We start from the raw sequence: 26,298 nt of genomic DNA, 5'->3' as shown, positions 1-26,298 counted from the left end.
CGATCATTCACGGTTCGGCGCTCAAGGCCCTTGAAGGCGACCAGTCCGAAATCGGCGAACCGTCGATCTTCCGCCTGGCCGATGCGCTGGACTCCTACATCCCGACGCCGGAACGTGCGGTTGACCAACCGTTCCTGATGCCGGTCGAAGACGTGTTCTCGATCTCGGGTCGCGGTACGGTCGTGACCGGTCGCGTCGAGCGCGGCATCGTCAAGGTCGGCGAAGAAATCGAGATCGTCGGTATCCGTCCGACGGTGAAGACCACCTGTACCGGTGTCGAAATGTTCCGCAAGCTGCTCGACCAAGGTCAGGCTGGCGACAACATCGGCGCCCTGCTGCGTGGTACCAAGCGTGAAGACGTCGAGCGTGGTCAGGTCCTGTGCAAGCCGGGCTCGATCACCCCGCACACCCACTTCACGGGCGAAGTGTATGTTCTGTCGAAGGACGAAGGCGGTCGTCACACCCCGTTCTTCAACAACTACCGTCCGCAGTTCTACTTCCGCACGACCGACGTGACCGGCGCGATCTCGCTGCCGGAAGGCACGGAAATGGTCATGCCGGGCGACAACGTGGCGATGACGGTCAAGCTGATCGCCCCGATCGCCATGGAAGAAGGTCTGCGCTTCGCGATCCGCGAAGGCGGTCGTACCGTCGGTGCCGGTGTCGTCTCCAAGATCATCGAGTAAGCGTTCTTTTGTTCAATCCGGGGTGGCGGCCCTCGCTGCCCCATCGTTCTTTTTGAGAGCCAAAAATGCAAAGCCAGAAAATCCGTATCCGCCTGAAGGCCTTCGACTATCGCCTGATCGACCAGTCCGCTCAGGAAATCGTCGAGACCGCCAAGCGTACCGGCGCCGTCGTTCGTGGTCCCGTGCCGCTGCCGACCCGCAAGCAGCGTTTCGACATCCTGCGTTCGCCGCACGTCAACAAGGCTTCGCGCGATCAGCTCGAAATCCGCACCCACCTACGCCTGATGGACATTGTTGATCCCACCGACAAGACGGTCGATGCGCTGATGAAGCTGGACCTGCCGGCTGGCGTGGACGTCGAAATCAAGTTGCAGTAACTGTGGTCTTGCGGATATAATCCGCTGTTTTCGGGGGTGGCCGGTGACGGCTGCCCATTTGTTGTTTTACATCGACCGGCCAATCGCAGCCGGCGATGAGGAGAATAACCATGAGTCTAGGCCTTGTTGGTCGCAAGGTTGGCATGACTCGCATTTTTGCCGAGGATGGTGCGTCCATTCCGGTAACTGTGCTTGACGTGTCCAACAACCGCGTGACCCAAGTCAAAACGCCGGAAGTCGATGGCTATGCAGCCGTCCAGGTCGCTTTCGGTCAGCGCCGTGCCTCCCGTGTTTCCAAGCCCCTCGCTGGCCATCTGGCCAAGGCGGGTGTCGAAGCCGGGCACGTGCTCAAGGAATTCCCGGTTACTGCCGAGCAACTCGCCAATTTCAAGGCGGGTGATCAGGTTGCCGTCACCATCTTCGCCGAAGGGCAGAAGGTTGATGTGACCGGTACCTCGATCGGTAAGGGTTTCCAGGGTGGCATCAAGCGTCACAACTTCTCTTCCAACCGTGCATCCCACGGTAACTCGGTGTCGCACAACGCGCCGGGTTCCATCGGTATGGCGCAGGATCCGGGTCGTGTTTTCCCGGGTAAGCGCATGGCGGGTCATCTGGGCGACGAGCAATCGACCATCCAGGGTCTGACCATCGTCCGCGTTGATGCCGAGCGGCAATTGTTGCTGGTCAAGGGCGCTGTACCTGGCGCCAAGGGTTCCGACGTCGTCGTGCGTCCGGCAGTCAAGGCTTAAGGGGGCGTCATGGAACTGAAGGTTATCAACGAACAAGGTCAGGAAGCTGCCAAGCTGCAGGCTTCCGACGTGCTGTTCGGTCGCGATTACAACGAGGCTCTGGTTCACCAGATCGTCGTCGCCTATCAGGCGAATGCTCGTTCCGCCGACAGCAAGCAGAAGGACCGTTCCGAAGTCCGTCACACCACCACCAAGCCGTGGCGCCAGAAGGGTACCGGTCGTGCCCGTTCGGGTTCGAACGGCTCGCCGCTGTGGCGTGGGGGTGGTCGGATTTTCCCGAACTCTCCGGATCAGAACTACGGTCAGAAGGTCAACAAGAAGATGTTCCGCGCCGGTATGGCGGCGATTCTCTCCGAGTTGGCGCGTCAGGACCGTCTCGTCGTGATCGACGACCTCGCCGTCGAAGCGCCGAAGACCAAGCTGTTCGCCCAGAAGCTGAAGGGCATGGGTCTCGAAGGCAATCTGCTGGTGGTTACCGACGAACTGAACGAGAACCTCTACCTGTCGTCGCGCAATCTGCCGAACGTGCTGGTCCTTGAAGCGCAGGAAGCCGATCCGGTTTCGCTGATCCGCTTTGCCAAGGTGCTGGTCACCAAGAATGCCGTGGCCAAATTCGAGGAGATGTGGGGATGAACCAGGAACGTCTGATGCAGGTGCTGCTGGCACCGCAAATCTCCGAAAAGGCGACCTTTGTTGCCGAGAAGAACGAGCAGGTGATTTTCCGTGTCGCCTCCGATGCGACCAAGCCGGAAATCAAGGCTGCCGTCGAACTGCTGTTCAAGGTCGAAGTCGAGTCGGTGCAAACCCTGAACGTCAAGGGCAAGGTCAAGCGCTTCAAGGGCGCCACCGGTCGTCGCAAGGGCTGGAAGAAGGCCTTTGTCTGCCTCAAGGCCGGCCAGGAAATCAATTTTGTCGAAGGGGGTAACGCGTAATGGCGCTCGTTAAAGTCAAACCGACTTCCCCGGGGCGTCGTGCTGTTGTTCAGGTGGTTAACGCCAATCTGCACAAGGGCAAGCCGTTCGCCGGCCTGGTCGAGTCCCAGTCCAAGAATTCCGGTCGCAACAACAACGGTCGCATCACCGTTCGCCATCAAGGCGGCGGTCACAAGCAGGCCTATCGCGTGATCGATTTCAAGCGCAACAAGGATGGCATTCCGGGCAAGGTTGAACGCCTCGAGTACGATCCCAACCGCACTGCCAACATCGCTCTCGTTTGCTACGCCGACGGCGAGCGCCGTTACATCATCGCTAACAAGGGCATGGTGGTCGGCCAGCAGGTGCTGAGCGGTTCCGAAGCGCCGATCAAGTCGGGCAACGCGCTGCCGATCCGCAACATTCCGGTTGGTACGACCATTTGCTGCGTCGAGATGCTGCCGGGCAAGGGCGCCCAGATCGCCCGTTCGGCCGGTACCTCGGTCCAGTTGCTGGCCCGTGAAGGCACCTATGCCCAGATTCGTCTGCGCTCCGGTGAAGTGCGCCGCGTTCATGTCGAGTGCCGCGCCACCATCGGTGAAGTCGGCAACGAAGAGAACAACCTGCGCAAGATCGGCAAGGCCGGTGCGCAGCGTTGGCGTGGCATTCGCCCGACCGTCCGCGGTACCGCGATGAACCCGATCGACCACCCGCACGGTGGTGGTGAAGGCAAGACCGGTGAAGGCCGTGTGCCGGTTAACCCGTGGGGTCAGCCGACCAAGGGCTATCGTACTCGCAGCAACAAGCGCACGAACAGCATGATCGTTCAGCGCCGTCATAAGCGTTAAGGGGTAGGAAATGGGACGTTCTCTCAAAAAGGGCCCGTTTGTTGATGCGCACCTGATCGACAAGGTCGAAGCAGTTCGCGCCACCAACGACAAGCGCCCGATCAAGACCTGGTCGCGTCGTTCGACGATCCTCCCCGAGTTCATCGGCCTGACGATTGCGGTCCACAATGGCAAGCAGCATATTCCGGTGTTCGTCACCGAGAACATGGTCGGTCACAAGCTCGGCGAGTTTTCGCTGACCCGGACGTTCAAGGGTCACACCGCCGGCAAGAAGGCCAAGAAGTAAGGAGCTGACATGGAAACTCGTGCAAGTTTGCGGGGCGTACGCCTCTCCGCGCAAAAGGGCCGTCTGGTGGCGGATCTGGTGCGTGGCAAGCCGGTTGGTCAGGCTCTCAACATCCTGGCTTTCAGCCCGACCAAGGGCGCCGGCATCCTCAAGAAGGTTCTCGAGTCGGCGATCGCCAACGCGGAACACAACGATGGCGCCGATATCGACGAACTGACGGTGAAGACCATCTACGTCGAAAAAGGCATGGTGCTCAAGCGCTTCACCGCGCGCGCCAAGGGTCGTGGCAACCGGATCAGCAAGCCGACCTGCCACATCTATCTGACCGTTGGTAACTAAGGAAGAGCCATGGGACAGAAAATTCATCCGACTGGCTTCCGTCTGGCCGTCACCAAGAACTGGAGTTCGCGTTGGTTCGCCAACAGCAAGGACTTCCCCGGCATGCTGCAGGAAGACGTCAAGGTTCGTGAGTACCTGAAGCGTAAGCTGGCGCATGCCTCCGTGGGTCGTGTCACCATCGAGCGTCCGGCGAAGAACGCCCGCGTCACCGTGTATTCCGCCCGTCCGGGCGTGGTCATCGGCAAGAAGGGCGAGGACATCGAAACCCTGCGTACGGATCTTCAGCGCATCATGGGCGTTCCCGTCCATGTGTCGATCGAGGAAATCCGCAAGCCGGAAATCGATGCCCAGCTGATTGCCGACTCGATCGCTCAGCAGCTCGAAAAGCGCATCATGTTCCGTCGCGCCATGAAGCGGGCGATGCAGAACGCCATGCGCCTCGGTGCCCAGGGTATCAAGGTGATGAGCGCCGGTCGTCTGAACGGTGCTGAAATCGCCCGTAGCGAATGGTATCGCGAAGGTCGTGTGCCCCTGCACACCCTGCGCGCCGACATCGACTACGCAACCTCGGAAGCGCTGACCACCTACGGCATCATCGGTATCAAGGTCTGGGTTTACAAGGGCGACATGCTCGATCGCAACGAGCAGCCGGTGGCTGAAGAGCCGGCGGCCGAAGAGCGTCGCCCGCGGCGTGCCCCGGGCAAGCCGGAAGGCGACAAGCCGCGTACCCGCACGGTCAAGAAGAATGACGGTGCAGGCGACCCGGCCAAGCGCGTAAGAAAGGCAGGTGCTTAACATGTTGCAACCGAATCGTCGCAAGTTCCGCAAGGAACATAAGGGGCGTAACGAAGGCCTCGCCACCCGCGGCACCGAAGTGTCGTTTGGCGAATGGGGTCTGAAGGCGACCGGTCGCGGTCGCTTGACGGCTCGCCAGATTGAAGCCGCTCGTCGGGCGATGACCCGCCATATCAAGCGCGGTGGTCGCATCTGGATCCGCATCTTCCCGGACAAGCCGATTTCCAAGAAGCCGGCTGAAGTTCGTATGGGTAACGGTAAGGGTAATCCGGAATACTGGGTTGCCGAAATCCAGCCGGGCAAGGTGCTCTACGAGATGGACGGTGTCAATGAAGCGCTGGCGCGTGAAGCTTTCGCGCTTGCCGCAGCCAAGCTGCCGATTTCCACCACCTTCGTGACGCGTCATCTGGGGTAATCATGAAAGCTAGTGAACTGAGAACCAAGAGCGTGGACGAGCTCAAGGCGGAATTGCTTGAACTGCTGAAGGCCCAATTCGGCCTGCGCATGCAACTGGCGACGCAGCAGCTCTCCAATACCAGCCAAATGGCAAAGGTGCGTCGCGACATTGCGCGTGTGCGTACCCTGATTCGTGAAAAGGCGGTGCAGCAATGAGCGAAAACAACAGCGTCAAGCGTACCCTGATTGGTCGCGTCGTCAGCGACAAGATGGAAAAGACGGTGACCGTGCTGGTTGAGCGCAAGGTCAAGCACCCCGTTTACGGCAAGGTCATGATCCGCTCTAAGAAGTATGCGGCGCATAACCAGGACAACCTGGCCCGGGCTGGCGATCTCGTCGAGATCGTCGAAACCCGTCCGCTGTCGAAGACCAAGTCTTGGGCTGTGACCAGCGTTCTGGAAAAGGCAGTCGTTATTTGATGCTTTTTTTCAAAACTGCTTGCGCGTAACGAAAGGAAGCCGGTATAATCCGGCTTCTTTTTTGCGGCCATGGCTGTTCTTGGCGGCAAATCTGTCAGACCCTAACGGGTTCCAAGACTGACCGCGCAGCGGATTAAGTTGGAGTTAAATTAAATGATTCAGATGCAGACGACACTGGATGTCGCCGATAACACCGGCGCACGTTCGGTAATGTGTATCAAGGTGTTGGGCGGCTCAAAGCGCCGCTACGCCGGTATTGGCGACATCATCAAGGTCAGCATCAAAGATGCTGCCCCGCGTGGTCGGGTCAAGAAGGGTGATGTCTATAACGCCGTGGTGGTTCGTACCGCCAAGGGTGTGCGTCGTCCGGACGGTTCCCTGGTGCGCTTTGATGGCAATGCCGCGGTGCTTCTCAACAACAAGCTCGAGCCGATCGGCACGCGCATCTTTGGGCCGGTGACCCGCGAACTGCGGACCGAGCGCTTCATGAAGATCGTGTCGCTGGCGCCGGAAGTGCTGTAAGGAGGCTGGAGATGGAAAAAATTCGCAAAGGCGACGAAGTCATCGTCGTGACGGGCAAGGACAAGGGCAAGCGCGGTACGGTTTCGCGTCGCGTCGATGCCGAGCACCTGGTCGTGGAAGGTGTGAATCGTGCCAAGAAGCACGTCAAGCCGAATCCGATCAAGGGTGTTCAGGGCGGTATCGTCGACAAGGACATGCCGATCCATATCTCTAATGTTGCGCTGTTCAATCCGGCAACCAAGAAGGCCGACCGCGTCGGTATCCGGGTGCTGGAAGATGGTCGCAAGGTTCGCGTGTTCAAATCGAACGGCGAACTGGTGAATGCTTAAGGGGTAGTCATGGCGCGTTTGCAGCAATATTACAAAGACAGCGTGGTTGCCGAATTGACCAAGCAGTTCGGTTACAAGTCCGTCATGGAAGTGCCGCGCATCACCAAGGTCACCCTGAATATGGGTGTGGGTGAGGCGGTCGCCGACAAGAAGGTTCTTGAGAACGCCGTTGGCGACATGCAGAAGATTGCCGGCCAGAAGCCGGTGACCACCAAGGCCCGCAAGTCGATCGCTGGTTTCAAGATTCGTGATGGCTATCCGATCGGTTGCATGGTGACCCTGCGCGGTCCGCGCATGTTCGAATTCCTCGATCGCCTGGTCACCATCGCCCTGCCGCGCGTGCGCGACTTCCGCGGTGTGGCTGGCAAGGGTTTCGACGGCCAGGGCAACTACAACATGGGTGTCAAAGAGCAGATCATCTTCCCGGAAATCGAGTACGACAAGATCGATGCGCTGCGTGGCATGAACATCAGTATCACGACGACCGCGAAGACCGATGCAGAAGCGAAAGCTCTGCTCGCCGCGTTCAAGTTCCCGTTCAAGAATTGAGGCAATCATGGCAAAACTTTCTCTGATCAATCGGGAAGAGAAGCGTCGCAAGCTGGTGGCGCAGTTCGCCAAGAAGCGCGCAGCCCTTGACGCGATCATCAACAACGCCGCCCTGTCGGATGAAGAGCGCTACGAGGCGCGTCTGAAGCTGCAGGCGCTGCCCCGCAACTCGAGCCCCTCGCGTCTGCGCAACCGTTGCCAGATGACGGGTCGTCCGCGTGGTGTGTTCCGTAAATTCGGCCTGTGTCGTCACAAGATCCGTGAGCTCGCTTTCAATGGCGAGATTCCGGGTGTGATCAAGGCTAGCTGGTAATAGGAGATACAGAAATGGCTATGAGCGATCCGATCGCGGATATGCTGACCCGCATCCGCAACGCCCAGCTCGCCGAAAAGGCGTCTGTGTCCATGCCGTCCTCCAAGCTGAAGGTGGCGATTGCCGCCGTGCTCAAGGATGAGGGTTACGTTGAAGATTTCGCAGTTCGCCAGTCCGATGACGGCAAGGCGAACCTGGAAATCGGTCTCAAGTACTACGCCGGTCGTCCGGTCATCGAACGCATCGAGCGTGTTTCCAAGCCTGGTCTGCGGATCTACAAGGGCGCGGAAGACATTCCTCGCGTCATGAACGGTCTGGGTGTTGCCATCGTCTCCACGCCGAAGGGTGTGATGACTGATCGCAAGGCGCGCGCCTCCCGTGTGGGTGGCGAAGTCCTCTGCATCGTGGCATAAGGAGCGAACAAATGTCTCGTGTAGGTAAGAATCCCATTGTTCTGCCGGCCGGTGTCGAAGTGACCATCGGTGAGCAGATCGTCGTCAAGGGGCCGATGGGCACCCTGAAGACGGCCGCCAGCGCGGCGGTCAAGGTCGCCCAGGAAGGCCAGAGCCTCGTCGTCGGCAAGGTGGATGGCGCCGAGAACGGTTCCGCCATGTGGGGAACGATGCGCGCCAACCTGAACAATATGGTGGTCGGCGTTACCAAGGGGTTTGAACGCAAGCTGCAGCTGGTCGGCGTCGGTTATCGCGCCCAGGCTCAAGGCGATGTGCTCAATCTTTCCCTCGGTTTCTCGCATCCGGTCGCGCACAAGATGCCCGCTGGCATCAAGGTTGAGTGCCCGACGCAGACCGAAATTCTGATCAAGGGAGCCGACAAGCAGCAAGTTGGCCAGGTCGCCGCCGAAATTCGTGCGTATCGCAAGCCGGAGCCCTACAAGGGCAAGGGCGTTCGCTACTCCGATGAGGTGGTGGTAATCAAGGAAACCAAGAAGAAGTAAGGGTGGCATATGATTAACAAGAAGGAAGCGCGTCTGCGTCGTGCCCGCAAAACCCGGGCCAAAATCGCCGAGCTGAAGGCTGTTCGTCTGTGCGTCAACCGCACCAACTGCCACATTTACGCCCAGATCATCTCGTCTTGCGGCGGTAAGGTTCTGGCTTCTGCTTCGTCGCTCGACAAGAGCGTGCGTGGCGATCTCGCCAATGGCGGCAACAAGGCTGCCGCCGTCCTGATCGGCAAGCTGATCGCCGAGCGCGCCAAGGCCGCCGGCATCGAACAGGTTGCCTTCGATCGTTCCGGCCTGCGTTATCACGGTCGTGTCCAGGCGCTGGCCGAAGCCGCGCGTGAAGCCGGTCTGAAGTTCTGATCGGCGCGAAAGGAATAGGTTAGAAAATGGCTAAACCCGAAAGAAACAAGAAGCCGCAGCAGGCTGAAGAGCGCGACGACGGCATGCGCGAGAAGATGGTTGCGGTCAACCGCGTCACCAAGGTGGTGAAGGGCGGTCGCATCCTCGGTTTCGCTGCGCTCACCGTGGTCGGTGACGGCGACGGCAGCATCGGCATGGGCAAGGGCAAGTCCCGCGAAGTGCCGGTGGCCGCCCAGAAGGCAATGGACGAGGCGCGTCGCAAGATGGCCAAGGTCAGCCTGAAGAACGGTACCGTGCATCACACCGTGATGGGCCGTCATGGCGCCACCACCGTGATGATCCAGCCGGCACCGGAAGGTACCGGCATCATCGCCGGCGGTGCCATGCGCGCCGTCTTCGAAGTGGTCGGTGTGACCAACGTGGTGGCCAAGGCTCACGGTTCCACCAATCCCTACAACATCGTGCGTGCCACCATCGACGGTTTGATGAAGGTGAATACGCCGGCCGAGATTGCTGCCAAGCGCGGCAAGTCGGTTGAACAGATCCTGGGGTAAGTCATGTCCGACAAGAAGATCAAAGTGACGCTCGTCAAGAGCATCATCGGCACCAAGCAGGACCATCGCGCCACCGTGCGCGGTCTCGGCCTGCGCAAGCTGAACAGCTCCGCCGAGCTGCTGGATACGCCGCAAGTGCGCGGCATGATCCAGAAGGTTCAGTATCTCGTCAAGGTTGAGGGTTAAGCCATGCGTCTGAATACCATCAAGCCCGCCGAAGGTTCCAAGAAGGCCGCCAAGCGCGTCGGTCGCGGTATCGGTTCCGGCCTGGGCAAGACCTGTGGCCGCGGTCACAAGGGTCAGAAGTCCCGCTCCGGCGGTTTTCACAAGGTCGGTTTCGAGGGCGGACAAATGCCGCTGCAGCGCCGCCTGCCGAAGCGTGGCTTCAATTCGCTGACGCGCGCCCGCAATTACGAAGTCCGCCTGAGCGAAATCGAAGCGCTGCCGGTCGAGGAAATCGATCTGCTCGTCCTGCAAGTCGCCGGTGTCGTTCCGGGGGATGCCCTTTCCGCGAAGGTCATCCTGTCCGGCGCGATCACTCGCAAGGTCGTGCTCAAGGGTGTTGGCGCGACCAAGGGTGCCAAGGCCGCGATTGAAGCAGCCGGCGGCTCGATCGCCGAGTAAGAGAGAGGGCTGAACGTTGGCAGCAAATCCGAATACCGTTGGCAAGGGTGGCAAGTTTGGCGATCTCAAGCGCCGGCTGTGGTTCCTGCTGGGCGCCCTGGTGGTTTACCGCATTGGCGCGCACATTCCGGTTCCCGGTATCGACCCCAACGTTCTGGCCGATCTCTTCAACACGCAGAAGGGCGGCATCCTGGGCATGTTCAACATGTTCTCGGGTGGCGCCCTGTCGCGTTTCACCATCTTCGCACTGGGGATCATGCCTTACATCTCGGCATCGATCATCATGCAGTTGATGAGCGTCGCCAGTCCGCAACTCGAAGCCCTGAAGAAGGAAGGCGAGGCCGGCCGGCGCAAGATCACTCAGTACACGCGTTACGGGACTGTTTTCCTCGCCCTTTTTCAGGGCATCGGCATTGCCGTCGCCCTCGAGGCGCAGCAGGGCCTGGTCAACGATCCGGGGTTCATGTTCCGGCTGACCACGGTATCTACGCTGCTGACCGGTACCATGTTCCTGATGTGGCTCGGTGAACAGATCACCGAACGTGGGCTTGGCAACGGTATCTCTATCATCATCTTCGCCGGTATCGCCGCCGGTTTGCCGAATGCCATCGGCGGCCTCCTCGAATTGGTTCGCACTGGTGGCATGCACCCGCTGACCGCGATCGTCATCTGTGCGCTGGTCGTCGTCGTCACCGCCTTTGTTGTGTTCGTCGAGCGTGGTCAGCGCAAGATTCTGGTGAACTACGCCAAGCGTCAGGTCGGCAACAAGATCTACGGTGGTCAGAGTTCGCATCTGCCGCTCAAGCTGAACATGTCCGGTGTCATTCCGCCGATCTTCGCCTCGTCGATCATCCTCTTTCCGGCCACCCTGGCTGGCTGGTTTGGTTCCAGCGAATCGATGTACTGGCTGAAAGACATGGCTTCCGTGCTTTCGCCGGGGCAACCGATCTATGTGATGCTCTACGCTGCGGCGATCATTTTCTTCTGCTTCTTCTATACTGCGCTGGTCTTCAATTCCAAGGAAACCGCAGACAACCTGAAGAAGAGTGGCGCTTTCGTGCCGGGTATTCGTCCCGGCGAGCAGACCGCACGCTACATCGACAAGATTCTGATGCGCTTGACCCTGATCGGTGCGGCCTACATTACCCTGGTCTGTCTGTTGCCTGAGTTTTTGATCCTGAAGTGGAACGTGCCGTTCTACTTTGGTGGTACCTCGCTGTTGATCATCGTCGTCGTGACCATGGACTTCATGTCGCAGGTTCAGGCCTACGTGATGTCACACCAGTACGAAAGTCTTCTGAAGAAGGCAAACTTCAAGGGTTCTCCGTTGATCAAGTAAAGCGATGGCTAAAGAAGACTACATCGAGATGCAGGGCGAGGTCATCGAAAACCTCCCCAACGCAACATTCAAGGTCAAGCTGGAAAACGGGCACGTCGTGCTGGGCTTCATCTCCGGGAAAATGCGCATGCACTACATCCGCATCCTGCCCGGCGACAAGGTCACAGTACAGCTGACCCCGTACGATTTAAGCAAGGCCCGGATCGTTTTCCGGGCAAAGTAAACAAGTTCTCTACGCAATAAACCGCAGGGCAAGGAATCACGGCTGCTTCCAAGCTCTCGCAGACGAGGAGTGAAACATGAAAGTGCAACCTTCAGTGAAGCGCGTTTGTCGCAATTGCAAGGTGATCCGTCGCAAGGGTGTCGTGCGCATCATTTGCAAGGATCCCCGTCATAAGCAGCGCCAGGGTTAATTCCTGACGAATTCGGCATTCGTTAATTTTAGAAATATTGGAGTGAGTCAATGGCCCGTATTGCAGGGGTAAACATTCCGAACCACCAGCATGCTGAGATCGCCCTGACGGCGATTTTCGGCATTGGCCGCACCCGTGCGCAAAAGATTTGCGACGCGGCCGGCGTGGCTCGTACCACCAAAATGAAGGATCTGTCCGATTCGGACATGGACCGTTTGCGTGACGAAGTCGGCAAGTTCACCGTTGAAGGTGACCTGCGTCGCGAAGTCACGATGAACATCAAGCGCCTGATGGACCTTGGTTGCTACCGTGGTCTGCGTCACCGCAAGGGCTTGCCCTGCCGCGGTCAGCGCACGAAGACCAACGCCCGGACCCGCAAGGGACCGCGCAAGGCCATCGCTGGTAAGAAGTAATAAGGACAGAACATGGCCAAGACCGTTACCAAAGTTCGCAAGAAGGTCAAGAAGAACGTCGCCGAGGGCATCGCCCACATCCACGCGTCGTTCAACAACACCATCATCACCATCACCGACCGTCAGGGCAACGCCCTGTCCTGGGCGACTTCCGGCGGTGCCGGCTTCCGCGGTTCGCGCAAGTCCACCCCGTTCGCCGCTCAGGTCGCTGCTGAAGCCGCCGGCAAGGCCGCTCAGGAATGCGGCGTGAAGAATCTGGAAGTGCGCATCAAGGGCCCCGGCCCTGGCCGCGAATCTTCTGTCCGTGCGCTCAACGCGCTGGGCATGAAGATCACCGCGATTTCCGACGTGACGCCGGTGCCGCACAACGGCTGCCGTCCGCCCAAGAAGCGCCGCATCTAAGGAGAAAGACAAGTGGCTCGTAATCTCGATCCGAAATGCCGTCAGTGCCGCCGCGAAGGCGAAAAGCTGTTCCTGAAGGGCGAAAAGTGCTTCACCGACAAGTGCGCCATCGAGCGCCGCTCGTACGCTCCTGGCCAGCACGGCCAGAAGTCCGGCGCCCGTCTGTCCGACTACGGCGTCCATCTGCGTGCCAAGCAGAAGATCCGTCGCGTCTACGGTGTGCTTGAAGGCCAGTTCCGCAAGACCTTCGCCGAAGCCGAGCGCCGCAAGGGCCAGACCGGTGAAAACCTGCTGCAGCTGCTGGAAGCCCGCCTGGATTCCGTCGCCTACCGCATGGGCTTTGGCGCCTCGCGCACCGAATCCCGTCAGGTGGTCCGTCACAACGGCGTTCTGGTCAACGGCAAGCGCGTCAACATCCCGTCCTACCTGGTCAAGCCGGGTGACGTGGTGCAACTGACCGACCGTGCCCGCGCCTCGCTGCGCTGCAAGGCTGCGCTCGAAGCTGCCGAATCCCGCGGTTTCCCGGAATGGATTTCCGTCGATGTCAAGGAAGGCAAGGGCACGTTCAAGGCCATGCCGCAGCGTTCGGAACTCCCGGCGACGCTGAACGAAGGTCTGGTCATCGAACTTTATTCGAAGTAACCCGCAAGCAGAGGAATCTAGCCCATGCAAAGCAGTGGACTTCTCAAGCCCCGCATCATCGACGTGCAGAGTGTTTCGCCGGTCGAAGCCAAGGTGGTCATGGAACCGTTCGAACGCGGTTTCGGTCACACCCTCGGCAACGCCCTGCGCCGCATCCTGTTGTCGTCGATGCCGGGCTACGCGCCGACGGAAGTGTCGATCGACGGCGTGTTGCACGAGTATTCGACCATCGACGGTGTTCAGGAAGACGTCGTAGATATCCTCCTGAACCTGAAGGGTGTCGTCTTCAAGCTGCACAACCGCGAAGTCGTCACCCTCAAGCTGGCCAAGGAAGGCGAGGGCGTGATTCGCGCTGGTGACATCGAGTTGCCGCACGACGTCGAGATCATCAATCCGGAACACGTGATTGCCCACCTCTCCGCCGCCGGCAAGTTGGCGATGGAGATCAAGGTCGAACGTGGTCGCGGCTATGTGCCCGGCAACGTGCGCAACCTCGGCGATTCGAAGACGATCGGTCAATTGGTTCTGGACGCTTCGTTCAGCCCGGTACGCCGGGTTGCCTACGCGGTCGAGAACGCCCGCGTCGAGCAACGTACCGATCTGGACAAGCTGATCGTCGATATCGAAACGAATGGTGTCGTGGAACCGGAAGAAGCGATCCGCTACGCTGCCCGCGTGCTGATCGAACAGCTGTCGGTCTTCGCCGATCTGGAAGGTACCGCCCCGGTGGCGGAAGCCTCCAAGCCGGCCCAGGTCGATCCGGTGCTGCTGCGCCCGGTCGATGATCTCGAGCTGACGGTTCGCTCCGCGAACTGCCTCAAGGCCGAGAACATCTACTACATCGGCGACCTGATCCAGCGCACGGAAAACGAACTGCTGAAGACTCCGAACCTGGGTCGCAAGTCGCTCAATGAAATCAAGGAAGTGCTTGCCGCACGTGGCCTCACGCTCGGCATGAAACTGGAAAATTGGCCGCCCGCCGGTCTGGAGAAGGCGTAAGCCTTTTCCCGATCCGGGCAGTCAAGGGACGCCTGCAGAACATAGAAAGGATTAACCATGCGTCACCGCAATGGACTTCGCAAACTGAACCGTACCAGCAGCCATCGCCTGGCGATGCTGCGCAACATGACCGTCTCGCTGCTGCGTCACGAAGCGATCAAGACCACGCTGCCCAAGGCCAAGGAACTGCGTCGCGTTGTCGAGCCGATGATCACCCTCGGCAAGACCCCGACCCTGGCCAACAAGCGCCTGGCCTTCGACCGTCTGCGTGACCGCGAGATCGTCGTCAAGCTGTTCGCCGAAATCGGCCCGCGTTACGCCACCCGCCCGGGTGGTTACCTGCGTATCCTGAAGTGCGGCTTCCGCGTTGGCGACAATGCGCCGATGGCTTTCGTCGAACTTCTGGATCGTCCGGAACCGACTGAGGCGGTTGAAATCGCGGACGAAGCTGGCGAATAAGCCCAGTCAGTACGTCAAACAAAAAGGCCGGAGCGATCCGGCCTTTTTCATTTGTTGCTCCCCCGCTCAGGGGCAATCGATCAGCATCAGAGAAACATCGTCGGCGGCGGTGTTTTCGCCCAAGTGCGCGGCCAGTGCGGCTTCCAGTCGGTCGAAACGGCATTCTCGGGCGTGGCCGCGCAAGGCCGCCAGCACGCCTTCGCTGCTGAATTGGCGACCCGCGTTGTCAGCCGCTTCGAGCAGCCCATCCGAGTAGCACAATAGCTGGCTGCCCGGGGCCCAGGTGAAACAACGGGGCGAGCAATTGATCTGTTCGCTTTCCTGGATGCCCAGTGCAAGATTCTCCGAGGCGAAGCGCAGTACCGGGTTGCCTTCCCGGTCGAGGAGGAAGGCTTCCGGGGTTCCGCCAATCCAGATCTCGCCGCTCATCTTGATTTCGTCCAGGCAGATCAAGGTGGCGGCGACGAAACGGCCGATCGGCATCGACTCCTTGAGCTGCTGGTTGAGTTCGAAGATCACTTCCGAGATGTCCACGTTCAGGCGAGTCATCCGGTAGAACAGTGCCAGAACCGGCAGCACGCTGATTGCCGCCGGCAGGCCATGACCCGTCGCGTCGGCGAGCAGGGCGTAGAAGCGCCCCTCGGCGGAACGCGTGGCGGCAACAATGTCGCCGCTGAAGTTCTCGGTGGCGGTAACCTTGTAACGCAGCCTTGGGTCGCTAAGGCCCGGGCGGTGCAGTAGTTTTTCCATCAGGCGGACCGCCAGTTGCTGTTCGTTCTGGCTGTGGTCGTAATAGGTCTGCAGCAGCGCCGCGTTTTCCTGCAATTGGCGGGCGGCCTTATGGCGCTCCGAAATGTCGCGGATGATGCAGACGTAGAGCCCCTCGTGGTCGATCGAAACTTCGGAGATGCCGATCTCGACCGGAAAGTCGGCGTGATCGCCGCGCCGACCGACGGTTTCCCGGTCCCTTCCCTTGTAGGCGCTGAGCGCGCAGATCGGTCGGCCATGGCGGTCGGTAGCGGTGTTGCCGGAAGGCAGTTCCGGTAACAAGGTACTGACCGGTTGCCCCAGCAGGTCGCGGATGCGGCGGCCGAAAATGCGTTCGGTTGCGCGGTTCAGACTCAGGATCTCGCCCTTGCAATCGACCGTGATGATGGCGTCGAGGACGTTGTCGGAGATCGCCTGCAGACGCTCGAGCGATACCGCGGCACTCTGCTGTAGGGCTAGCGAGCGCTGCATCGAGCGCAATTTGGCTTCCAGAACGACGAAGTTGATCGGTTTTGTCAGGTAGTCGTCGGCGCCGGCCTCGAGGCCTTCGACCAGGTTCTCGTCGCGGTTGAGCGCCGACAGGAAAATGATCGGCACCCACTTGTCCTTGCTTGCCGCCTTGATCCGGCGGGCCGCCTCGAAACCATCCATGACCGGCATCATGATGTCGAGCAGAATCAGATCCGGGCGGTCCTTCAGAAAGCGCTGCACCGCCTGTTCGCCGTTCTCGGCGAGGATGACGTCATGCCCGAGCTTCTTCAGGAAGACCTGGAGAATATGCAGATTCGTGCGATTGTCGTCGACCGCCAGAACGCTCATCTTGTCGAATGCGTTGCTCATTTTTGCTGGCCTGTACTCACCGATGGAAAGCCGTTGTTCGATAATCCGATCGAATCATCTATGACTGGCGGATGCCGGCTAGGGCGCCATCCTACCATGTCGCGGGTGACGCCCATCAAATGGCGCTCTCTCTTTGCTGTAGCAGCCACATGTTGGCATATTTTCCATTTTTTGCAACCAATTCAGTATGCGTGCCGCTTTCGACGATGCAACCGCCATCCATGACCAGAATGCGATCGGCGTTCATGATCGTGGACAGGCGATGGGCGATCACCAGCGTTGTCCTGCCGCGGGCGGCGAGTTCGAGCTGGGCCTGGATCGCTTTTTCGGTCGCCGAGTCGAGTGCCGAACTCGCTTCGTCGAAGATCAGGATGGGTGGGTTCTTGAGCAAGGCGCGGGCGATGGCGACGCGCTGCTTTTCGCCGCCGGAGAGTTTCAGGCCGCGCTCGCCGACGCGGGTGGCGTAGCCTTCGGGCAAGCGGCTGACGAAATCGTGCAGGCTGGCGGCGCGGGCGGCGGCGATCACTTCATCGTCGCTGGCGTCGGTGCGCCCGTAGCGGATGTTGTAAAGGATCGAGTCGTTGAACAGTACGGTGTCCTGCGGCACGATGCCGATCGCCGAGCGCAGGCTGTGCTGGGTCAGTTGCCGCAGATCGTTGCCGTTGATGCGGATGCTGCCGCCGGTGACGTCGTAGAAACGGAACAGCAGGCGGGCCAGCGTGGATTTTCCGGCGCCGCTATGACCGACGACGGCGACGGTGCTGCCGGCCGGCACGCTGAAGGTGACGGCGTGAAGAATCTGGCGGTTCGCCTCGTAGGCGAAGTCGACCCCGATGAAATCGATCGTCATCGCCTGTCCGGCGGGCAAGCTCCGGGCGTCGGGCGCATCGGCGATCTCCCGATGTTCGTTGAGCAAGCCGAACATCCGCTCGATGTCGGTGAGCGCCTGGCGCAGTTCGCGATAGACGATGCCGAGGAAGTTGAGCGGCAGATAGAGCTGGATCAGGAAAGCGTTGACCAGCACCAGGTCGCCGATCGTCATGGTGCCGGCGACGACGCCGCTCGCCGCGCGCCACATCATCGCCGTCACGCCAAGGGCAATGATCGCTTGCTGGCCGAGGTTGAGGGCGGCCAGCGTGGTCTGGCTACGCGTGCTGGCGTTCTCGAGTTGGCGTAGTTGCTGGTCGTAGCGGTCCGCTTCCCAGCTTTCATTGTTGAAATACTTGACCGTCTCGTAATTCAGCAGGCTGTCCACGGCGCGTGTGTTGGCCGCTGAGTCACTTTCATTGACGGCGCGTCGGATGGCGATCCGCCAGTTGCTGACCTTGATCGTGAACAGCACGTAGGCGACCAGCGAAAGCACGGTGATGACGACGAAACCCGCATCGTAGCGAACGAAGAGAATGCCCAGGACGAGCGAGATTTCGACCAGCGTCGGCAGGATCGAGTAGAGCGAATACGAGATCAGGCTGGAAATCGAACGGGTGCCGCGTTCGATGTCGCGGGAAATGCCGCCGGTCTGCCGTTCCAGGTGAAAGCGCAACGACAGCGCGTGCAGATGCAGGAAGACCTCTAGCGCCACTTTGCGGATCGCGCGCTGGGTGACCCGGGCGAAGAGGATTTCGCGCAGTTCGGTAAAGAGGGAGTTGCTGAAACGCAAACTTCCGTAGAGCGCCAGCAACATCACCGGCAGCGCCAGCAGATCGCCGGAGAGACCGTCGATCATCTCCTTGAACACCAGCGGTACGCCGACGTTGGCCAGCTTGGCGGCGACCAGGCAGAGCAGGGCGCCGACGACGCGAGCGCGGTATTGCCAGAGGTAGGGGAAGAGCAGGCGCAGCGTCTGCCACACGTGCAGATCCGGCAGCGGCTGGCCGGCGGGCGGTTTGGGCAAGGCGGAGGCGCGACGCATGGTTACTTGCGCGAGAAGAAAGGAGAGCGAGTATATGAAATCCGCCGCCTTTCCGGGAGAATCCCGATCATCCGCAAACCAATCGAAGAACCATGCAAAGCGAACCCCTCCAGCTTCCCGAGCGGCAACCCACGCTGCGCGTCGTGCCGATGCCGGCCGACCTCAACCAGAACGGCGACGTCTTCGGCGGCTGGGTCATGGCCCAGGTCGACGTCGCCGGCGCCATCCCGGCGATGCGCCGGGCGCGCGGCCGGGTGGCGACGGTGTCGGTCAATTCCTTTCAGTTCCGGCAGGCAATCTCGGTCGGCGACATCGTCAGCCTCTACTCGGAAATCGTCCGCGTCGGCCGCACCTCGATCACCGTGCGCGTCGAGGTCTTTGCCGAACGTCATCACGATCGGCCGATCGTCGTCCGCGTCACGCAGGCCGAGCTGACCTACGTCGCGATCGACGAAAGCGGCGCCAAGCGCGAACTTTCTGCCGAATGAAACACGGAAATGGAATAAAATCGCGCGATTGAATTAATTGGAAGCCTTCGAGGAACGAAGCAATGACCAAGCACACGATGCGTCTCCTGCCAGCCATGCTGCTGCTGGCCTATGCCGGCCTGGCGCCGGCGGCGGGTTTTCAGGCCCTCGAGCAGAATGCCAGCGGTCTGGGAACCGCTTACGCCGGTTCGGCGGCGATCGCCGACAGCGCGGCGACGATGTTCGCCAATCCGGCGGGTCTGACCCGTCTGGCGGGGTTCAATGTCTCGCTGGGCGCCGTTGGCGTTGCCGAAAGCTACAAGTTCCAGACCACCGCCGGTGTTTCATCGGGCGGCGATGCAGGCAACACCAACGTGCTGCCGAACGCCTACGTCAGTTGGCAGGCGATGCCGGGCCTCAACTTCGGCTTTGGCGTTTCCCGCCCCTTCCTCAACGACATCCAGTACAACGCCGGCTGGGTTGGCGCCGCTGACGGCATCAAGTCGGAAATCACCACGCTCAACCTTAATCCGGCGGTTGCCTATCAGGTCAATGACAAGGTTTCGCTGGGCCTGGGACTCAACTACCAGCAACTGGACATGCACATGACCGCCACCGGCGGTGCCTTCAAGGGTGACGACAGCGCGCTCGGCTGGAACGCCGGTGCCCTGTTCACGCTCTCGCCGGCGATGCGCGTCGGTATCGCCTACCGCTCGAAGATCGACCACGACGTTGCCGGTCTGGATGTTGACACCCCGGCCAGTGTGACCCTGTCGGTCTGGCAGCAGGTTTCCGATCGCTGGGAAGCGATGGGCGACCTCTCCTATACCCACTGGAGCGGTGTCGATGACACCGACTTCGACAACTCCTGGCGCATCGCCTGGGGCACGGCGTACAAGCTCTCCGACGTGACCAAGCTCAAGTTCGGCGTCGCTTACGAGCGCAGCCCGGTCGGTACCAGCAACCGCCCGGTCCAGATGCCGGACAGCAACCGCCTGTGGCTGTCGCTTGGCGGTCAATGGAAGTTCGGCCGGGCCAGCCTGGTCGATGTCGGTTACGCCTACCGCTACATGCGCGACGCCAAGATCAACGACGGCGCTGCCGTCGGCAAGTACGAAAACGGCGCGCACGTCCTCGGCGTTCAATACACCGTCGGGTTCTAAGGGGTCGTGCAGGGAAGCGGGCTGCCTTCGCTGGAAATCGCCGGTCTGACGATCGGCGTGCGCGAAGGCGTCCTCGTCCTGCTGATTCTGGTCGCGCTTTACATCGGCTTCGTCCTCCTGCGTTTTCGCCGGACACCGTCGCGCCAAGCGTTAGCTGCGGTCGAACCGGTCGCCGCGGCGCCGATTGTCGCGCCGCCAGCCGCCGAAGCGCCTGCACCGGCGTATTCCGAGACTGCCTCCCATCTCGCCAGCGAAATGCTGGCCGAAGGCCTGGAGCGGGAACTCGCCCAGTTGCGCGACGAAGTCGAGGTCATGCGTGGAGAACTGGCTGCGCTGCGCGAGGACATGCAACAGGAACTGGCGCACCTGCGAGCGACCCAGACGGTGGCGCCAATCTATGGTGACGCGATGCAGATGGCGGCCGCCGGTTACGACGCCTCGATGATCGCCGAGCGTTGTGGCATTGCCCGCGCCGAGGCGGAGCTGGTCGTGGCCCTGGCGCGCAGCCGGGTCGAGTGAGGAAGATGATGACGGAAAAACGCGCGGAAACGGCGTCGCAAGTCGAACCGGAACTGCGGGCGCAACTGGCCCGTCGCCTGGCCGTTGCCGGCACCCTGGTGGCGGTCCTGCTCGGCGTGCTGGCACTTTTCGACCGCTTCTCGCAGCCGGCCGAGGAAGAAGAAGTTACCGTCTATACCCGGCCGGTGCCGGTGGCGCCACCCAAAATGCTGACCCAGCCGGTGACGCCGGTTGAATCCCTGGAAACTCCACCCGCCGAGGCTGCCGCGACGGAAAGCACGGAGCCCGTGACGGCCGCTGCCAGCGAGACACCGCCGCCGCCTGAAGTGGCGGCCACACCATCGCAGCCGGTGCCGCAGCCGGCAGCACCAGCGGCAACGAAATCGGGGCCGCGCAATGTCGCGCCAGCGGAACCGGAGCTCGTCCCGGAAATGACGGCGCCGCCGCAACTGCTGCCGGCCGCGCCGACCCCACGACCGGCGCAAACGGCGCCGACTGCTCCGGCAACGCCACCGACGGCACCGAGCCCGCCACCAAACGCCAGGGTGCTGAGCACAACGCCAGCCGCCGCGCGTCCGTCCGCCAGCGAAACGCCGGCAGCGCCCCGGCTGTTCTCCGGCTTCGTCCTGCAGGCCGGCGTCTTCGCCAGCGCCCAGCGCGCCGAGGAACTGCATGCCCGGCTGACGCTGAACGGCGTGCCGTCGCAGATCGAGGCACGGGTCCAGGTCGGTCCTTTCCGCACCCGTCGCGAAGCTGCCGCCGCACAGGCCAAGTTGCGCGAGCTGGGTATCGAAAGCCTGCTCGTCGAGCCGAAGGGCAATCGCTAGGCGCTTTTTTGCAGCCGGCGCAGGAAGACTTTCATCTCCTTGGCCGCCTGGATGTCACCGCGCGCTTCCGCCACCTGGATGCCGTCGTTGTAGGCGTCCGCCGCCGCGGCGCTCTCGCCTGCCTGGGTCAGCGCCTTGCCCAGCGCCTTCCACGCCGCGGAATAATTGGGATCGCGGTCGACGGCGGCGCGGAAGCAGTCCGCCGCCTGGCGCGGCGCGTCCGCCTTCAGGTACTCGTTGCCCAGCGAGAAGCGCAGCAGGGCGCCGTCGCGCGGCCCGCCAAGCAGTTTTTCCAGGGATTCGATGCGTGGGTTCATGGAAGCTCGGGTCTAGAATAACGGTTTTGCAAAATCACCAAGGGGAACGCAACATGGCCAAGACCATCATCGCCACGCCGCATGCGCCGGCCGCCATCGGCACCTATTCGCAAGCCGTGCGCGTCGGCGACACCGTCTACCTGTCCGGGCAGATCGGCCTCGATCCGGCGACCATGCAGATGGTAGACGGCATCGACGCCCAAATCGTTCGCGTCTTCGAAAACCTCAAGGCGGTTGCCGAAGCGGCCGGCGGGACGCTCGCCGACGTGGTCAAGCTCAACGTCTTCCTGACCGACCTCGGCAATTTCGCCAAGGTCAATGAAACCATGGCCCGCTACTTCAGCGAACCCTTCCCGGCGCGCGCCGCCGTCGGCGTCAAGGAATTGCCGCGTGGTGCGCTGGTTGAAGCCGACGCGGTGATGTTCCTCGGCTGATCCGCATGTCGCAGGCGCCGATCCGCGCCTCCGACGCGCTGAAGAAGAAGCTGGCCAAGATCGGCCTCCACACGGAGGCCGATTTGCTGGTCCATCTGCCGTTGCGCTACGAGGACGAAACCCGGGTCACCCCGATCGCCCGCGCCTTTGCCGGCGAACCGGTGCAGATCGAGGTCAGCGTCGCCGACAGCGAAATCCAGTTCAAGCCGCGCCGCCAACTGGTCGTCCGCGCCTACGACGAGAGCGGCGAGATCACGCTGCGCTTCTTCAGCTTCTACCCGAATCACCAGGCGGCATTCAGTGCCGGTTCGCGGGTGCGCGCTTTCGGCGAGGTGCGCGGCGGCTTCTTCGGGCTGGAGATGGTGCATCCGCGCTTTCGCAAGATTGCCGAAGGCGAGCCGCTGCCGAGCGAGATGACGCCGATCTACCCATCCACCGCCGGGCTCGCCAACTCGGCGCTGCAAAAGCTGATCGGCCGCGCGCTGGCCGATGGCGACCTCTCCGAAACGCTGCCCGACGAGATTCGCCAGCGCCTCAAACTGCCCGGCCTGGCGCGCAGCCTGCACTTCCTGCACCGGCCGCCGCCCGGCACCGACGTCGACACCTTGCATGCGCGCCATCACCCGGCCTGGCGGCGGGTCAAGTTCGACGAGGTGCTGGCCCAGCAACTGTCGCTGCGCCGCGCCTACCTCGCCCGCCGCGAGCAGGGCGCGCCGGTGCTGGTGGCGCAGGACGACCTCGGCGCCCGCCTGCTCGACCGCCTGCCTTTCGGCCTGACCGGCGCGCAGTTGCGGGCGATGGCCGAGATCGCCGGCGACCTCGCCCAGCCTTACCCGATGCAGCGCCTGCTGCAGGGCGACGTCGGCGCCGGCAAGACCATCGTCGCCGCGCTGGCGGCCTGCCAGGCGATTTCCGCCGGTTGGCAGGCGGCCTTCATGGCGCCGACCGAAATCCTCGCCGAACAGCATTACCTGAAACTGCGCGACTGGCTGGAGCCGCTCGGCGTGCGCGTCGCCTGGCTGTCCGGCAGCCTGAAGAGCAAGGCCAAGCGCGCGCAACTGGCGGCGACGGCCGCCGACGCGCAACTGGTGGTCGGCACCCATGCGCTGATCCAGGATGGCGTCGATTTCGCCCGGCTGGGCCTGGCCATCGTCGACGAGCAGCACCGCTTCGGCGTCGCCCAGCGCCTGGCGCTGCGCAAGAAGGGCAGCAACCCGCACCAGTTGATGATGTCGGCGACGCCGATCCCGCGCACGCTGGCCATGAGCTACTACGCCGACCTCGACGTCACCGTGCTCGACGAACTGCCGCCCGGGCGGACGCCGATCAAGACGCGGCTGGTCGCCGACAATCGGCGCCAGGACGTCGTCGGTTTCGTCAAGAAACACGTCGAGGAAGGCCGCCAGGCCTACTGGGTGTGCCCGCTGATCGAGGAATCGGAAGCCCTGCAATTGCAGACGGCGGAGGAAACCTACGAACAGCTTTCGGCCGATCTGCCGGGGCTGACCGTGGGATTGGTGCATGGCCGCCTCAAGGCGGATGAAAAACAGGCGGTGATGAGCGCCTTCGCCGCCGGCGACATCGACGTGCTGGTGGCGACGACGGTGATCGAAGTCGGCGTCGATGTGCCGAATGCCAGCCTGATGGTGATCGAGCACGCTGAACGCTTCGGCCTCTCGCAACTGCACCAGTTGCGCGGCCGCGTCGGTCGTGGCCAGTACGAATCGAGCTGCGTGCTGATCTACGCCGGGCCGCTCGGCGAGATCGCGCGCCAGCGCTTGAAGATCATCTTCGAGAACACCGACGGCTTCGAGATCGCCCGCCAGGACTTGCAGATTCGCGGTCCCGGCGAATTCGTCGGTGCCCGTCAGAGCGGCGTGCCGCTGCTGCGCTACGCCGACCTGGAAATGGACGCCGACCTGGTCGAGATGGCGCGCCAGATTGCCGAGGAAATGCTCACCGAGCACCCGGCGCTGGCCGAGAAACACCTGCAGCGCTGGCTCGGCGCCCGCGAGGAACTGCTCAAGTCCTGAACCAGTCCTCGATCAGCGCCGCCACCTGTGCCGGCTGGTCGTGGTGCAGCATGTGGTCGGCGTCGTCGATCCAGCTTTCCTGCAAGTCGGCGAAGCAGGCGCGGCGCGCCTCCCAGTCGCCCGGGCGGGCGGCGAAATCGCGTACCACCCAGGACTGGCGGCCGCTGATCCAGAGTACCGGGCAGGCGACTTCACGCCAGATCGCCATCGATTCCTCGAGGCGGAACAGGTAGGGCGAGGTCGCCTTGTGCCAGGGGTCGCCGTTCCAGATCACACCGTGGCGGAATTCGCCGTTGCGCGTCGTGCCGTCGCCGATGCGCGCCAGATGGCGGGAGAGGAATTCGGCGCGTTCTTCAGTCAGGTAAGGATCGCTTTTCAGCAGTCGCCGGGCGAAAGCCTGGCGGTCGGGATAGGCGTGCATGCGCGGCGGTTCTTCCAGTTGCTCCAGCCACTGCCGGTAGCGGGCCGGCGCCATGTCGGCGGTGGTCGGCGCGATGCCGATCCCCTCCAGCGACACCAGCCGCTGCACGCGCTGCGGCCGGATGCCAGCGTACAGCGTGCCGAGGATGCCGCCCATGCTGTGACCGGCGATGCGTACTGCCTCATTCGGCGCGTAGTGGTCGATGATCGCCGCCAGGTCGCCCATGTGCTCGGCGAAGAAATACGGCCGGTTCAGCCACTGCGACTGGCCGAAGCCGCGCCAGTCGGGGGCGACGATGTTCCACTCCCGCGCCAGTGCGTCGACGACGAACTGCCAGGAGGCGGAAACGTCCATCCAGCCGTGCAGCAGGAACAGCGTCGGGGCGTCGGTGCGGCCCCAGCGGCGGATGTGCAGGCGGACGCCGTTGACGTCGAAGAATTCGGATCGGGAAGGCTGCATGGTCGCTGAAATCAAGGAGTCGGGCTGGCGATTCTAGCCGATGCGGCAAATGCGTCGCCGGGTGCTGTTCCGATATTGCCAAGGGCATATAATGCTGGCATATCAAACCAAGCAAAAGTCAGGGAGCCTTCATGAAACGTCGCGATTTTGTCCTGCTCGCCACCATGTTTTCCGGCGTCAGCTTCGTCAATCAAGCCAGTGCGCAGTTCAATTGGGGGCGGGCGCTGGATGCCGGTCGCAATCTCCTGCAGTCGGAAACCATTTCCGATTCCGAGTTGCGCGTCTACTTCGACCGCCTGGCCGCCAATTCCGATCGCCAGAACCAGCTGGCCAGTTCCACCTCGCCTTACGGCCAGCGTATCGCCAAGTTGTCGGAAGGGCTGAGCAGCTACGACGGCCTGACGCTCAACATCAGGGCCTATATCTCGTCGGAAGTGAACGCTTTTGCCATGGCCAACGGCGTCATCCGCGTCTACAGCGGTCTGATGGATCGCTTTACCGACGACGAAATCCGCTACGTGATCGGCCACGAAATCGGCCATGTCCAGGCCGGCCACACCAAGGCGCGTATCCAGACCGCGCTGCGTACCAGCGCCCTGCGCAACGCCGTCGCTTCGGCCGGCGGTACCGCCGCCGGCGTTGCCGATTCCGCGCTGGGCAGCCTGTTCGAACAGGTGGTCCGCTCCAAGCACTCGCAGGCCAACGAGAACGAAGCCGACGACCGCGCGCTCGCCTTCATGCGCGAGAAGCAGTATCCCCTGCAGGCCTGTGTCAGCGCGCTGGAAAAGCTGGAAGGCCTGGGCGGCAACAACGCCTCCTGGCTGTCCACCCACCCCAGCCCGCGCGAACGCGCCGACCGCATCCGCGCCCAGATCTGAGTTTCCCGACCTCACTCGTCCGCCCAGTAATCGACCGCGTCGGCCAAGCGGCCGATGTGGGCGAAAGTCCGCGCCGCCTTGTCGCCGCCCGGCGCGCTGCCGGCGACGACGAAGAACTTGCCGGAATCGGGGTAGATCGCGATATCCGGCGCCTGTTGCGTCGACACGCAGAGGTAGCGTAGCGGCACGCTGCCGTCGTTGACGATCTGGTGCGCCGCCGCCGGGTCGCCGCCGGGAAAGCCGAGCAGGTCGCCAGCGCTTACCGCGTATTCCGCATCACCGTGGCGCAGGCGGCCGCTGCCGGCGAGGATCAGTACCAGCTCGTCGTTGGCCAGGTGGGCGTGGCGCGGCCAGGCGGCCTTGCCTGGCGGCACCTCGCTCAGCCGACAGCCCAGGCCCTTCAGGCCGAGCCGGGCGCCGATGCCGGCATTGGCCGAGGCGAAGCGCTCGCCGTGCGCTTCGTGGTGCAGTTCGAGATCGTCGAGATGAACGAAAGGCAGCTTGGTCATCAGTTT

At 62.1% G+C, this 26,298-nt stretch carries 42 protein-coding genes; 37 read left to right on the top strand and 5 right to left on the bottom strand.

Translation table 11 applies throughout. The features are described from left to right. The 30 genes from ACLIIZ_RS16290 to rplQ form a co-directional block, all read left to right on the top strand. Positions 1 to 686: EF-Tu C-terminal domain-related protein (locus ACLIIZ_RS16290; RefSeq protein ID WP_416693829.1), on the top strand; the 686-nt coding region annotated here is incomplete at its 5' end. A gap of 65 nt (positions 687 to 751) precedes the next feature. After that, the gene (gene rpsJ / locus ACLIIZ_RS16285; RefSeq protein ID WP_028994183.1) at positions 752 to 1,063 is read left to right on the top strand and encodes a 30S ribosomal protein S10; all 312 of its coding nucleotides are present in this window, start codon (positions 752 to 754) and stop codon (positions 1,061 to 1,063) included. Between the two features lie 110 nt (positions 1,064 to 1,173). Continuing rightward, positions 1,174 to 1,812: a 50S ribosomal protein L3 gene (gene rplC, locus ACLIIZ_RS16280; RefSeq protein ID WP_416693828.1), complete on the top strand. Its 639-nt coding sequence runs from the start codon at positions 1,174 to 1,176 to the stop codon at positions 1,810 to 1,812. Positions 1,813 to 1,821: 9 nt separating this feature from the next. After that, positions 1,822 to 2,445 (top strand): 50S ribosomal protein L4, encoded by a 624-nt coding sequence (gene rplD, locus ACLIIZ_RS16275; RefSeq protein ID WP_374326169.1) that lies wholly within the window; start codon positions 1,822 to 1,824, stop codon positions 2,443 to 2,445. Next, the gene (rplW, locus tag ACLIIZ_RS16270; protein WP_374326170.1) at positions 2,442 to 2,744 is read left to right on the top strand and encodes a 50S ribosomal protein L23; all 303 of its coding nucleotides are present in this window, start codon (positions 2,442 to 2,444) and stop codon (positions 2,742 to 2,744) included. Before rplD ends, rplW begins: the two co-directional genes overlap by 4 nt. Next, complete coding sequence (gene rplB / locus ACLIIZ_RS16265) at positions 2,744 to 3,571, top strand: 50S ribosomal protein L2 (protein WP_374326171.1); 828 nt, start codon at positions 2,744 to 2,746, stop codon at positions 3,569 to 3,571. The genes rplW and rplB overlap by 1 nt, the downstream gene beginning before the upstream one ends. 10 nt (positions 3,572 to 3,581) lie before the next feature. Continuing rightward, positions 3,582 to 3,857 carry a 30S ribosomal protein S19 gene (gene rpsS, locus ACLIIZ_RS16260; RefSeq protein WP_028994188.1) on the top strand — a complete coding sequence of 92 codons (276 nt, stop codon included), beginning with the start codon at positions 3,582 to 3,584 and terminating at the stop codon, positions 3,855 to 3,857. Between the two features lie 9 nt (positions 3,858 to 3,866). Beyond that, positions 3,867 to 4,196 (top strand): 50S ribosomal protein L22, encoded by a 330-nt coding sequence (rplV, locus tag ACLIIZ_RS16255; protein ID WP_416693827.1) that lies wholly within the window; start codon positions 3,867 to 3,869, stop codon positions 4,194 to 4,196. 9 nt (positions 4,197 to 4,205) lie between these two features. After that, positions 4,206 to 4,991: a 30S ribosomal protein S3 gene (rpsC, locus tag ACLIIZ_RS16250; RefSeq protein WP_416693826.1), complete on the top strand. Its 786-nt coding sequence runs from the start codon at positions 4,206 to 4,208 to the stop codon at positions 4,989 to 4,991. A 1-nt stretch (position 4,992) separates the two neighbouring features. After that, positions 4,993 to 5,406, top strand: coding sequence for a 50S ribosomal protein L16 (rplP, locus tag ACLIIZ_RS16245; RefSeq protein ID WP_374326174.1), 414 nt, complete (start codon positions 4,993 to 4,995; stop codon positions 5,404 to 5,406). A 2-nt stretch (positions 5,407 to 5,408) separates the two neighbouring features. Further along, a complete protein-coding gene (gene rpmC, locus ACLIIZ_RS16240) occupies positions 5,409 to 5,603 on the top strand; it encodes a 50S ribosomal protein L29 (protein ID WP_374326175.1) in 195 nt (64 codons plus the stop codon). Then, positions 5,600 to 5,866: a 30S ribosomal protein S17 gene (gene rpsQ / locus ACLIIZ_RS16235; RefSeq protein WP_374326176.1), complete on the top strand. Its 267-nt coding sequence runs from the start codon at positions 5,600 to 5,602 to the stop codon at positions 5,864 to 5,866. The genes rpmC and rpsQ overlap by 4 nt, the downstream gene beginning before the upstream one ends. 153 nt (positions 5,867 to 6,019) lie before the next feature. Beyond that, positions 6,020 to 6,388, top strand: coding sequence for a 50S ribosomal protein L14 (rplN, locus tag ACLIIZ_RS16230; RefSeq protein ID WP_028994194.1), 369 nt, complete (start codon positions 6,020 to 6,022; stop codon positions 6,386 to 6,388). Positions 6,389 to 6,399: 11 nt separating this feature from the next. Beyond that, positions 6,400 to 6,717, top strand: coding sequence for a 50S ribosomal protein L24 (gene rplX, locus ACLIIZ_RS16225; protein WP_416693825.1), 318 nt, complete (start codon positions 6,400 to 6,402; stop codon positions 6,715 to 6,717). Positions 6,718 to 6,726: 9 nt separating this feature from the next. After that, positions 6,727 to 7,266 (top strand): 50S ribosomal protein L5, encoded by a 540-nt coding sequence (gene rplE / locus ACLIIZ_RS16220; protein WP_416693824.1) that lies wholly within the window; start codon positions 6,727 to 6,729, stop codon positions 7,264 to 7,266. Positions 7,267 to 7,273: 7 nt separating this feature from the next. After that, the gene (rpsN, locus tag ACLIIZ_RS16215; protein WP_416693823.1) at positions 7,274 to 7,579 is read left to right on the top strand and encodes a 30S ribosomal protein S14; all 306 of its coding nucleotides are present in this window, start codon (positions 7,274 to 7,276) and stop codon (positions 7,577 to 7,579) included. 14 nt (positions 7,580 to 7,593) lie between these two features. After that, positions 7,594 to 7,992, top strand: coding sequence for a 30S ribosomal protein S8 (gene rpsH, locus ACLIIZ_RS16210; protein ID WP_374326180.1), 399 nt, complete (start codon positions 7,594 to 7,596; stop codon positions 7,990 to 7,992). Positions 7,993 to 8,003: 11 nt separating this feature from the next. Further along, on the top strand, positions 8,004 to 8,534 hold the full coding sequence (rplF, locus tag ACLIIZ_RS16205; RefSeq protein ID WP_416693822.1) for a 50S ribosomal protein L6: 531 nt from the start codon (positions 8,004 to 8,006) through the stop codon (positions 8,532 to 8,534). Between the two features lie 12 nt (positions 8,535 to 8,546). Then, positions 8,547 to 8,900, top strand: coding sequence for a 50S ribosomal protein L18 (gene rplR, locus ACLIIZ_RS16200; protein WP_465221449.1), 354 nt, complete (start codon positions 8,547 to 8,549; stop codon positions 8,898 to 8,900). A 26-nt stretch (positions 8,901 to 8,926) separates the two neighbouring features. Beyond that, entirely contained in the window at positions 8,927 to 9,454 is a 528-nt protein-coding gene (gene rpsE / locus ACLIIZ_RS16195) for a 30S ribosomal protein S5 (RefSeq protein ID WP_374326182.1), read from the top strand. Positions 9,455 to 9,457: 3 nt separating this feature from the next. Continuing rightward, on the top strand, positions 9,458 to 9,640 hold the full coding sequence (rpmD, locus tag ACLIIZ_RS16190; RefSeq protein ID WP_121458100.1) for a 50S ribosomal protein L30: 183 nt from the start codon (positions 9,458 to 9,460) through the stop codon (positions 9,638 to 9,640). Positions 9,641 to 9,643: 3 nt separating this feature from the next. Then, complete coding sequence (gene rplO, locus ACLIIZ_RS16185; RefSeq protein ID WP_416693820.1) at positions 9,644 to 10,078, top strand: 50S ribosomal protein L15; 435 nt, start codon at positions 9,644 to 9,646, stop codon at positions 10,076 to 10,078. A gap of 16 nt (positions 10,079 to 10,094) precedes the next feature. Further along, positions 10,095 to 11,417, top strand: a complete 1,323-nt coding sequence (gene secY, locus ACLIIZ_RS16180) for a preprotein translocase subunit SecY (protein WP_416693819.1) — start codon at positions 10,095 to 10,097, stop codon at positions 11,415 to 11,417. Between the two features lie 4 nt (positions 11,418 to 11,421). Then, positions 11,422 to 11,640 (top strand): translation initiation factor IF-1, encoded by a 219-nt coding sequence (gene infA / locus ACLIIZ_RS16175; RefSeq protein WP_028994205.1) that lies wholly within the window; start codon positions 11,422 to 11,424, stop codon positions 11,638 to 11,640. Positions 11,641 to 11,716: 76 nt separating this feature from the next. Further along, positions 11,717 to 11,830: a 50S ribosomal protein L36 gene (rpmJ, locus tag ACLIIZ_RS16170; protein ID WP_121458103.1), complete on the top strand. Its 114-nt coding sequence runs from the start codon at positions 11,717 to 11,719 to the stop codon at positions 11,828 to 11,830. A 50-nt stretch (positions 11,831 to 11,880) separates the two neighbouring features. Then, the gene (gene rpsM / locus ACLIIZ_RS16165) at positions 11,881 to 12,243 is read left to right on the top strand and encodes a 30S ribosomal protein S13 (protein ID WP_416693818.1); all 363 of its coding nucleotides are present in this window, start codon (positions 11,881 to 11,883) and stop codon (positions 12,241 to 12,243) included. 12 nt (positions 12,244 to 12,255) lie between these two features. Continuing rightward, positions 12,256 to 12,645 carry a 30S ribosomal protein S11 gene (rpsK, locus tag ACLIIZ_RS16160; RefSeq protein WP_374326186.1) on the top strand — a complete coding sequence of 130 codons (390 nt, stop codon included), beginning with the start codon at positions 12,256 to 12,258 and terminating at the stop codon, positions 12,643 to 12,645. 12 nt (positions 12,646 to 12,657) lie between these two features. After that, the gene (gene rpsD, locus ACLIIZ_RS16155; RefSeq protein WP_416693817.1) at positions 12,658 to 13,287 is read left to right on the top strand and encodes a 30S ribosomal protein S4; all 630 of its coding nucleotides are present in this window, start codon (positions 12,658 to 12,660) and stop codon (positions 13,285 to 13,287) included. 24 nt (positions 13,288 to 13,311) lie between these two features. Beyond that, positions 13,312 to 14,286, top strand: coding sequence for a DNA-directed RNA polymerase subunit alpha (locus ACLIIZ_RS16150; protein WP_416693816.1), 975 nt, complete (start codon positions 13,312 to 13,314; stop codon positions 14,284 to 14,286). A gap of 57 nt (positions 14,287 to 14,343) precedes the next feature. Beyond that, positions 14,344 to 14,745 (top strand): 50S ribosomal protein L17, encoded by a 402-nt coding sequence (gene rplQ, locus ACLIIZ_RS16145; protein WP_416693815.1) that lies wholly within the window; start codon positions 14,344 to 14,346, stop codon positions 14,743 to 14,745. A 66-nt stretch (positions 14,746 to 14,811) separates the two neighbouring features. On the opposite strand, the gene ACLIIZ_RS16140 is transcribed toward rplQ, so the two are convergent. Together ACLIIZ_RS16140 and ACLIIZ_RS16135 are read right to left on the bottom strand one after the other, a co-directional pair. Continuing rightward, positions 14,812 to 16,353, bottom strand: a complete 1,542-nt coding sequence (locus ACLIIZ_RS16140; RefSeq protein WP_416693814.1) for a SpoIIE family protein phosphatase — start codon at positions 16,351 to 16,353, stop codon at positions 14,812 to 14,814. 115 nt (positions 16,354 to 16,468) lie between these two features. Then, a complete protein-coding gene (locus tag ACLIIZ_RS16135; protein ID WP_416693813.1) occupies positions 16,469 to 18,265 on the bottom strand; it encodes an ABCB family ABC transporter ATP-binding protein/permease in 1,797 nt (598 codons plus the stop codon). Positions 18,266 to 18,357: 92 nt separating this feature from the next. On the opposite strand from ACLIIZ_RS16135, the gene ACLIIZ_RS16130 reads away from it, so the two are divergent. From ACLIIZ_RS16130 to ACLIIZ_RS16115, 4 genes are all read left to right on the top strand, one after another. Next, positions 18,358 to 18,753 carry an acyl-CoA thioesterase gene (locus ACLIIZ_RS16130; protein WP_416693812.1) on the top strand — a complete coding sequence of 132 codons (396 nt, stop codon included), beginning with the start codon at positions 18,358 to 18,360 and terminating at the stop codon, positions 18,751 to 18,753. A gap of 62 nt (positions 18,754 to 18,815) precedes the next feature. Then, on the top strand, positions 18,816 to 19,895 hold the full coding sequence (locus ACLIIZ_RS16125) for an OmpP1/FadL family transporter (RefSeq protein ID WP_416693811.1): 1,080 nt from the start codon (positions 18,816 to 18,818) through the stop codon (positions 19,893 to 19,895). 6 nt (positions 19,896 to 19,901) lie between these two features. Then, on the top strand, positions 19,902 to 20,414 hold the full coding sequence (locus ACLIIZ_RS16120) for a DUF2802 domain-containing protein (RefSeq protein ID WP_416693810.1): 513 nt from the start codon (positions 19,902 to 19,904) through the stop codon (positions 20,412 to 20,414). An 8-nt stretch (positions 20,415 to 20,422) separates the two neighbouring features. Beyond that, positions 20,423 to 21,241 (top strand): SPOR domain-containing protein, encoded by an 819-nt coding sequence (locus ACLIIZ_RS16115; RefSeq protein WP_416693809.1) that lies wholly within the window; start codon positions 20,423 to 20,425, stop codon positions 21,239 to 21,241. Here the strand turns inward: ACLIIZ_RS16115 and ACLIIZ_RS16110 are convergent. Continuing rightward, positions 21,238 to 21,558: a tetratricopeptide repeat protein gene (locus ACLIIZ_RS16110; RefSeq protein WP_416693808.1), complete on the bottom strand. Its 321-nt coding sequence runs from the start codon at positions 21,556 to 21,558 to the stop codon at positions 21,238 to 21,240. The two genes, ACLIIZ_RS16115 and ACLIIZ_RS16110, sit on opposite strands and share 4 nt — an antisense overlap. 53 nt (positions 21,559 to 21,611) lie before the next feature. Between ACLIIZ_RS16110 and ACLIIZ_RS16105 the strand changes: the two genes are divergently transcribed. Together ACLIIZ_RS16105 and recG are read left to right on the top strand one after the other, a co-directional pair. Then, entirely contained in the window at positions 21,612 to 21,992 is a 381-nt protein-coding gene (locus tag ACLIIZ_RS16105; RefSeq protein WP_416693807.1) for a RidA family protein, read from the top strand. A 5-nt stretch (positions 21,993 to 21,997) separates the two neighbouring features. Then, the gene (recG, locus tag ACLIIZ_RS16100; RefSeq protein ID WP_416693806.1) at positions 21,998 to 24,025 is read left to right on the top strand and encodes an ATP-dependent DNA helicase RecG; all 2,028 of its coding nucleotides are present in this window, start codon (positions 21,998 to 22,000) and stop codon (positions 24,023 to 24,025) included. On the opposite strand, the gene ACLIIZ_RS16095 is transcribed toward recG, so the two are convergent. Beyond that, positions 24,015 to 24,905, bottom strand: coding sequence for an alpha/beta fold hydrolase (locus ACLIIZ_RS16095; RefSeq protein WP_416693805.1), 891 nt, complete (start codon positions 24,903 to 24,905; stop codon positions 24,015 to 24,017). The genes recG and ACLIIZ_RS16095 overlap by 11 nt on opposite strands. Before the next feature lie 131 nt (positions 24,906 to 25,036). On the opposite strand from ACLIIZ_RS16095, the gene ACLIIZ_RS16090 reads away from it, so the two are divergent. After that, a complete protein-coding gene (locus tag ACLIIZ_RS16090) occupies positions 25,037 to 25,783 on the top strand; it encodes a M48 family metalloprotease (protein WP_416693804.1) in 747 nt (248 codons plus the stop codon). Between the two features lie 11 nt (positions 25,784 to 25,794). Here the strand turns inward: ACLIIZ_RS16090 and ACLIIZ_RS16085 are convergent, their stop codons facing one another. After that, positions 25,795 to 26,292, bottom strand: coding sequence for a cupin domain-containing protein (locus ACLIIZ_RS16085; protein WP_416693803.1), 498 nt, complete (start codon positions 26,290 to 26,292; stop codon positions 25,795 to 25,797). Positions 26,293 to 26,298: the final 6 nt, after the last annotated feature.

Source organism: Azonexus caeni, from assembly GCF_048146105.1.
Taxonomy (GTDB): domain Bacteria; phylum Pseudomonadota; class Gammaproteobacteria; order Burkholderiales; family Rhodocyclaceae; genus Azonexus; species Azonexus aromaticus_B.
This window is presented reverse-complemented; position numbering and strand designations above follow the sequence as displayed.